This window comes from Falsiroseomonas sp. RANM36 (assembly GCF_056682175.1).
In genome coordinates, this window is the sequence record NZ_JBWXTD010000003.1 from 1,409,386 (window position 1) to 1,415,528 (window position 6,143).

The 6,143-nt window shown below is 75.1% G+C and carries 7 protein-coding genes; 4 read left to right on the forward strand and 3 right to left on the reverse strand.

The genetic code is table 11. The features are described 5' to 3' along the window. Positions 1-103: 103 nt before the first annotated feature. The 3 genes from AC1MIR_RS11605 to mutL are packed head-to-tail and all read right to left on the reverse strand — an operon-like array spanning position 104 to position 3,057. Complete coding sequence (locus AC1MIR_RS11605; RefSeq protein ID WP_480028312.1) at positions 104-760, reverse strand: MBL fold metallo-hydrolase; 657 nt, start codon at positions 758-760, stop codon at positions 104-106. Between the two features lie 54 nt (positions 761-814). Then, positions 815-1,246, reverse strand: a complete 432-nt coding sequence (locus AC1MIR_RS11610) for a BLUF domain-containing protein (RefSeq protein WP_480028313.1) — start codon at positions 1,244-1,246, stop codon at positions 815-817. A gap of 38 nt (positions 1,247-1,284) precedes the next feature. Next, a complete protein-coding gene (mutL, locus tag AC1MIR_RS11615; RefSeq protein WP_480028314.1) occupies positions 1,285-3,057 on the reverse strand; it encodes a DNA mismatch repair endonuclease MutL in 1,773 nt (590 codons plus the stop codon). 180 nt (positions 3,058-3,237) lie between these two features. On the opposite strand from mutL, the gene AC1MIR_RS11620 reads away from it, so the two are divergent. From AC1MIR_RS11620 to AC1MIR_RS11635, 4 genes are all read left to right on the forward strand, one after another. Then, a complete protein-coding gene (locus AC1MIR_RS11620; protein ID WP_480028315.1) occupies positions 3,238-3,753 on the forward strand; it encodes a sigma-70 family RNA polymerase sigma factor in 516 nt (171 codons plus the stop codon). A gap of 4 nt (positions 3,754-3,757) precedes the next feature. After that, positions 3,758-4,573, forward strand: a complete 816-nt coding sequence (locus tag AC1MIR_RS11625; protein WP_480028316.1) for an anti-sigma factor family protein — start codon at positions 3,758-3,760, stop codon at positions 4,571-4,573. A gap of 37 nt (positions 4,574-4,610) precedes the next feature. Further along, positions 4,611-5,936: a sulfite oxidase gene (locus AC1MIR_RS11630; RefSeq protein ID WP_480028317.1), complete on the forward strand. Its 1,326-nt coding sequence runs from the start codon at positions 4,611-4,613 to the stop codon at positions 5,934-5,936. A 13-nt stretch (positions 5,937-5,949) separates the two neighbouring features. Then, the coding region (locus AC1MIR_RS11635) for a hypothetical protein (RefSeq protein ID WP_480028318.1) at positions 5,950-6,143 on the forward strand (194 nt) is incomplete at its 3' end.

A 6,143-nucleotide genomic window follows, 5' to 3' on the forward strand; every position in this document is an offset into this window, starting at 1 on the left:
GGCCGAGCCGCCGAACGGCGGCCGCCGCCGGTGCGTCATGCGTCTAGCATGCCTCCGGCATGACGAGCCAAGCGGCCGGATGGCCGCGCCGGCGCTTGAGGCGCTACTTCAGGAACGGGTTCGACCGGCGCTCCTCGCCGAAGGTCGAGCCCGGGCCGTGGCCGCAGAGGAAGCGGATCTCGTCGCCGAGCGGCAGCAGCTTGGTGCGGATCGCATTCAGCAGCGCCGCATGATCGCCATAGGGAAAGTCGGTCCGCCCGATCGAGCCGCGGAACAGCACGTCGCCGACGATGGCGAAGCCGAGCGTCGGCGAGACGAAGACCACATGGCCCGGCGCATGGCCCGGGCAGTGCAGCACCTGGAAGGAGTGGTGGGCGATGCAGACCGCCTCGCCATCCTCCAGCCAGCGGTCGGGCGTCACGGTCTCCATGCCGTCCAGGCCGTACTGCGCCGCCTGCGCGGCGATGCCCTGCAGCAGGAATTCATCGGCGCGGTGCGGTCCCTCGATCGGCACCACGCTCGCCTGCTTCGCCTCCAGCGCCGTCTTCAGCGCCGCGGCGCCGCCGGCATGGTCGAGATGGCCATGGGTCAGCAGGATGCGGTCCACGGTGAAGCCCGCGCGCGCGATCGCGGCCTGGATGCGCGGCACTTCCCCGCCCGGGTCCACCACCACGCCGCGTTGCAGCTCGGCATCCCAGATCAGGGTGCAGTTCTGCTGGAAGGGTGTCACCGCCAGCTGCGCGGCCTGGAGCTTGGGCATGGGCGCGGAAGTGCCGCCGCGCCCCCGGCGCGTCAATGGTCGGTCAGCGGGCGATCAATGCCGCGTGGCGCGGAAGACGTAGCCCTGCCGGTGCGGCTCCCGCGCCAGGCGCACGAAGACCTGCCGCGCTTCCTCGGCGGTGGCGTTGGCGATGGCGCCGGCGGCCAGCGCCTCCCGGCTCCACATCCAGGAGGGCAGCGCGTCATCGCGCATGGTCCAGTCCGCGAACAGCCGCGCCGCGGCGTCGCCGCACCAGAGCAGCGCGACATCCACATGCCGGTCGTCGCGCAGGATGCGGCCGAAGGTGGCGGTCACCTTGGCGCGCGGGCCTTCCAGCAGCTGCATGAACAGGTCGTGGCGGCAGATCAGCGCGCCGGTGATGTCGTCCTGCGCGTTGCGGTGGCGCGCGACCGCCAGGATGTTCTCGAGCGCGCCGGCGTCGAAGCCGAAGGGGCGGGAGGCGTAGACAAGCTGCAGCACGCGCATGGGCGGCTCTCCGCGGCAAGCGCCCTCCCTACACCGTTTCAGCGTCGGGCGAACAGTTTTTCCAGCTCCGCCTTGCCGAGGCGGATGAAGGTGGGACGGCCATGGCTGCAGGTGGCGGCGCGCGGCGTGCGCTCCATGTCGCGCAGCAGCGCGGCCATCTCCGCCCCCGTCAGCCGCCGTCCGGCGCGGATCGAGCCATGGCAGGCCAGCCGCGCCACCGCCGCGTCGAGCCGGGTGGCGAGCGCCAGGCCCTCTCCCGCCTCGGCCAGTTCCTCCGCCAGGTCGCGCAGCAGCGGCGCGGGATCGGGATTGCCGAGCAGCGCCGGCAGGGCGCGCACCAGCACCGCGCCCGGGCCGAAGCCCTCGATCTCCAGCCCCAGCCGTTCGAGCGACCCGGCCGCCTCCAGCAGCCGCGCCACCGCGCCCGAGGCAAGCTCCACCACGGCCGGCAGCAGCAGCGGCTGGGCGCGCACGCCGCCGTCCTGCAGCTGCGCCTTCAGCGCCTCATGCGTCAGGCGCTCATGCGCGGCGTGCTGGTCCACCAGCACCAGCGCACCGTCCGGCGCTTCCGCCAGCACATAGGTGGACAGCAGCTGCGCCAGCGGCCGGCCGAGCGGGCCCTCGGCTTCGGGGAGGATCGGCTCGGGCAGGATCGGCGGCGGCGGGGCGAAGCCGAGCGGCAGGCGCGGGGCCGGCGGGCGGGGCGGCGCCGGCTGCGGCCGACAGCCCGTGAAGGAGGGCGGCGCGGGCGCGGGCGATGCCGCTTCGGCGAAGCCGCCTGCCATGCCGGCCTCGGCCGGGGCGAGGGCCGGCACCGCGGCGACGCCGACGGCCAGCGCCCGGCGCAGCGCCGAGATCAGCAGCCCGCGCACGCCTTCCGCATCGCGGAAGCGCAGCTCGGTCTTCATCGGGTGGACGTTCACGTCCACCGCCTCGGGCGGCAGGTCGAGGAACAGCGCCGCGGCGGGATGCCGCCCGCGCGGGATCAACTCGCGATAGGCGACGCGCAGCGCGGTGCGCAGCTGCGGGTCGCGCACCGGGCGGCGGTTCACCACCAGATGCTGCGCGATGCCGGTCGGGCGGTGATGCAGCGGCGCGGCGGCGAGGCCCGACAGCGCAAGCCCGCCGCGCTCGGCCTGCACGGCCAGCGCGGCGGCCGCGAAATCGGGGCCGAGCAGCGCGGCGATGCGCGCGTCCCGCTCCTGCGCCGGCAGCGCCAGCACCGCGCGGCCGTCGCTATCCACCTGGAAGGCGACGCCCGGCCAGGCGAGCGCCAGCGCCCGCACCGCCTCCAGGCTCGCTTCCGCCTCGCTGCGCGGCGATTTCAGGAAGGCGCGGCGGGCGGGGGTGGCGAAGAACAGGTCGCGCACCTCGACGCGCGTGCCCGGCGGGCCGGCGGCGGGCGCCCCGGCGGATTTCCGGCCGCCCTCCACCGTGATCGCATGCGCCGCCCCGCCCGCGGGGCGGGAGGCGAGGGTCAGCCGCGCCACCGCGCCGATCGAGGGCAGCGCCTCGCCGCGGAAGCCGAGGGTGGCGATGCGGAACAGCGTCGCTTCCTCCGGCAGCTTGGAGGTGGCGTGGCGTTCCACCGCCAGGTCGAGCTCGGCGGCGGACATGCCGCTGCCGTCATCCTCGACCAGGATGCCGCCGATGCCGCCCTGCTCCAGCCGGACGGCGATGCGCCGCGCGCCGGCGTCGAGCGCGTTCTCCACCAGCTCCTTCACGGCGGCGGCCGGGCGCTCCACCACCTCGCCGGCGGCGATGCGGTTGGCCGTGGTGGGCGGCAGCAGGCGGATTCGCGGCGCGGCCATCGCCACCGGAATGCGCCGCGGGGCGTCGGCGGGCAAGGGCGAAGCGTCGCCCGGCGGGCTCCCCCTGGCGGGGCCGGCGAAATTTCTTCATGGGCCGATGGAATAGGGCGGGGCCCTGAGGCGTCTCATGGGGCACAACAACCTCGCGAATTACGGATGCCGGGGATGGGGATGGGAACGGTGAGCGAGCGGGACGCGCGCATGGAAGCGCTGATCCCTGCGCTGCGCCGTTTCGCCTGGTCGCTGAGCCGCAACGCCGACGAGGCCGACGACCTGGTGCAGGACTGCCTGGCGAATGCGCTGGGCGCCTGGCACCAGCGACATGCCGAGAAGGACCTCCGCGCCTGGCTCTTCAGCATCCTCTACAACCTGCATGTCTCGGGGCGCCGGCGCTGGGCGCGCCGTTCCCGGCTGCTGGGCGAGGCGCTGCGCCTGCAGGATTCGGCGACGCCGAGCCACGGCCAGGACGCGGCGGTGCACTGCGCGCAGGTGCTGCTGCAGCTCGACACCCTGCCGGAGGAGCAGCGCGCCGTGCTGCTGCTGGTCGGCGTCGAGGGGCTCTCCTACGAGGAGGCGGCGCGCGTGCTCGACATCCCGGCCGGCACGGTGATGTCGCGCCTGGCGCGGGGGCGGGAGCGGCTGCGCCGCATGGCGGAAGGCCAGCCGGCGCCGGCGCCGCGGCTGCGCGTGGTGTGAACCGATGACCGACCGCCCCGAGCCCCCGATCGGCGAGGACGACCTGCACGCCCTGGTGGATGGCCGGCTCGCTGCCGCGCGCCTGCCTGCCGTGCAGCGCTATCTCGCCTCCCGCCCCGACGAGGCCGCGCGGGTGCAGGCCTTCATCGCCCAGCGCGACGCGCTGCGCGCGGCGCTGGCCTTCCGCCAGGCCGAGCCGATCCCGCCCCGTCTGCGCATCGCCCATCTGCGCGCCGCCCGCCGCGACGCGGCCTGGGCGCGCTGGCGCGTGGCAGCGGCGGCGGCGGTGCTGCTGATGGTCGGCAGCGGCCTGGGCTGGGCGTTGCGCGGCGCGGTCGAGCCCGGGATCGCCGCGCTGCCGGACCCCGTGCCGCAGCGCCTCGCCCTGGCGGCGCCGGAGGAGGCGCTGGCCGAGGACACCGACATCGCCGCATGGCTCGCGCCCCGGCTCGGCGAGGCGCTGAGCCCGCCAGACCTCGGCGAATTCGGCTTCGCGCTGCGCGCGGCGCTGGTGCTGCCGGACAGCCTCGGCCCCGCCGCGCTGCTGCGCTACGCGGATGCGGCGGGCACGCGGCTCACCATCTGGCGCGGCCCGACACGCGATCCGGTGCCGCGCGAGATCCGCTGCACCGACGCGCCGGGCGGGCTCGTGACCTACACCTGGTCGGACGGGCAGGTGCTGCATGCCGTCACCGCCGCCCTGCCGCGCGACCGCCTGCGCCCGATCGCGCTCGCGGTCGAGCGCGACCTGAAGGCCCCGCCGAGCGGCGCGGTCCTGGTCAGCCGCGCAAGGCGTCCCTGCGACGCCATGCAGGGCTGAATCGCTCCGTCATCATCCAGCAGGGAGGAAACACGACATGGCTCTTCGTCACGGCAGGCCGGAACGCTCCATCCAGGAGCTTTACCGCGACGACCCCGAGCGCGCGGATGCGCTCGCCTTCGGGCGGCGCGGCGCGCTGAAGGGCACGGCGCTGGCCGCGATGGGCGGCATGCTCGGCGCCGCCATCCCCTTCGCCGGCCGCATGCCCGAGGGCACGCTGCCCGCGCTCTTCGCGCGCCCCGCGGCAGCCCAGGGCGCCGCGCCGGCGGTGCTGCGCATGGACGGCAAGGGCCCGCTGATCATGCAGGGCGAGCGCCCGCTGAACGCCGAGACGCCGGAGCACCTGCTGGACGAGCCGGTGACCAGCTACGCCAATTTCTTCATCCGCAACAATGGCGGCGTGCCCGACCCGGTGGCCGATCCGCGCGCCTGGAAGATCCGCATCGACGGCGAGGTGAACACGCCGCTCGAACTCACCCTCGGCGAGCTGGAGGGGCGCTTCCCGGTGGTGACGCGCCAGCTGCAGATGGAATGCGGCGGCAATGGCCGCGCCTTCTTCCAGCCGCAGGCGCGCGGCAACCAGTGGGGCAATGGCGCGGTGAGCAACGCCGAATGGACCGGCGTCAGGCTGCGCGACGTGCTGCAGGCGGCGGGGCTGAAGGACAGCGCGCGCTTCACCGGGCATTTCGGCGCCGACCCGCATCTGTCGGGCGATCCGAACCGCCAGGCGATCAGCCGCGGCATGCGCATCCAGAAGGCGCTCGACGAGGACACGCTGATCGTCTTCCGCATGAACGGCCAGCCGATCCCGCAGCTGCATGGCGCGCCGGTGCGCCTGCTGGTGCCGGGCTGGCCGGGCAGCCTCAGCCAGAAATGGCTGACGCGCGTGACGCTCTCCGCCGAGCCGCATCGCGGCCAGGGCATGGGCGGCACCTCCTATCGCGTGCCGACCACGCCGATCGTGCCCGGCAGCAGCAACAACGGCGCCAGCTTCCACGACATGGAGAGCATGCCGGTGCGGGCCATCCTCTCCTCCCACGCGCATGGCTCGCGCCTGCCGGCGGGCACGCGCAGCCTCGACCTGCGCGGCGCCGCCTGGGCCGGCGACCTGACGGTGCGCGCCGTGCATGCCAGCGTGGACTACGGCGCGACCTGGACCGAGATGCAGGTCGCCGCGCCGGCCAACCGCCACGCCTGGCAGCGCTGGACCGGCCGCGTGACGCTGCCCTCCGACGGCTATTTCGAGGTCTGGTACCGCGCCACCGACAGCGAGGGCCGCATGCAGCCGCATGTGCCGGCCAACTGGAATCCGCAGGGCTACGGGTCCAACCCGATCAGCCGCGCCGCGATCCTGGTGGGCTGACGTGGCGGGCGGCATGACGCTGGAGAAGGTGGTCGTCGCCGGCCTGGCGGCGGCGGTGCTGCTGGTGATCGTGGAAGGGTCGGGGCCGCATGTGGCCCCGCCCCGCCCGGTGCCGCCGCCGACACCGGCGGCCCTGGCCTTCCGGCAGGCCGAGGCCGCGGCGGGGGCGGCCCGCCCCCCGCCCCGGCCGCCCGCCGCGGGGGCGGC

Coding starts and splice junctions, on each gene's coding strand:
- AC1MIR_RS11605 (WP_480028312.1), bottom strand. CDS start 760: ATGCCCAAGCTCCAGGCCGCGCAGCTGGCGGTGACACCCTTCCAGCAG.
- AC1MIR_RS11610 (WP_480028313.1), bottom strand. CDS start 1,246: ATGCGCGTGCTGCAGCTTGTCTACGCCTCCCGCCCCTTCGGCTTCGAC.
- mutL (WP_480028314.1), bottom strand. CDS start 3,057: ATGGCCGCGCCGCGAATCCGCCTGCTGCCGCCCACCACGGCCAACCGC.
- AC1MIR_RS11625 (WP_480028316.1), top strand. CDS start 3,758: ATGACCGACCGCCCCGAGCCCCCGATCGGCGAGGACGACCTGCACGCC.
- AC1MIR_RS11630 (WP_480028317.1), top strand. CDS start 4,611: ATGGCTCTTCGTCACGGCAGGCCGGAACGCTCCATCCAGGAGCTTTAC.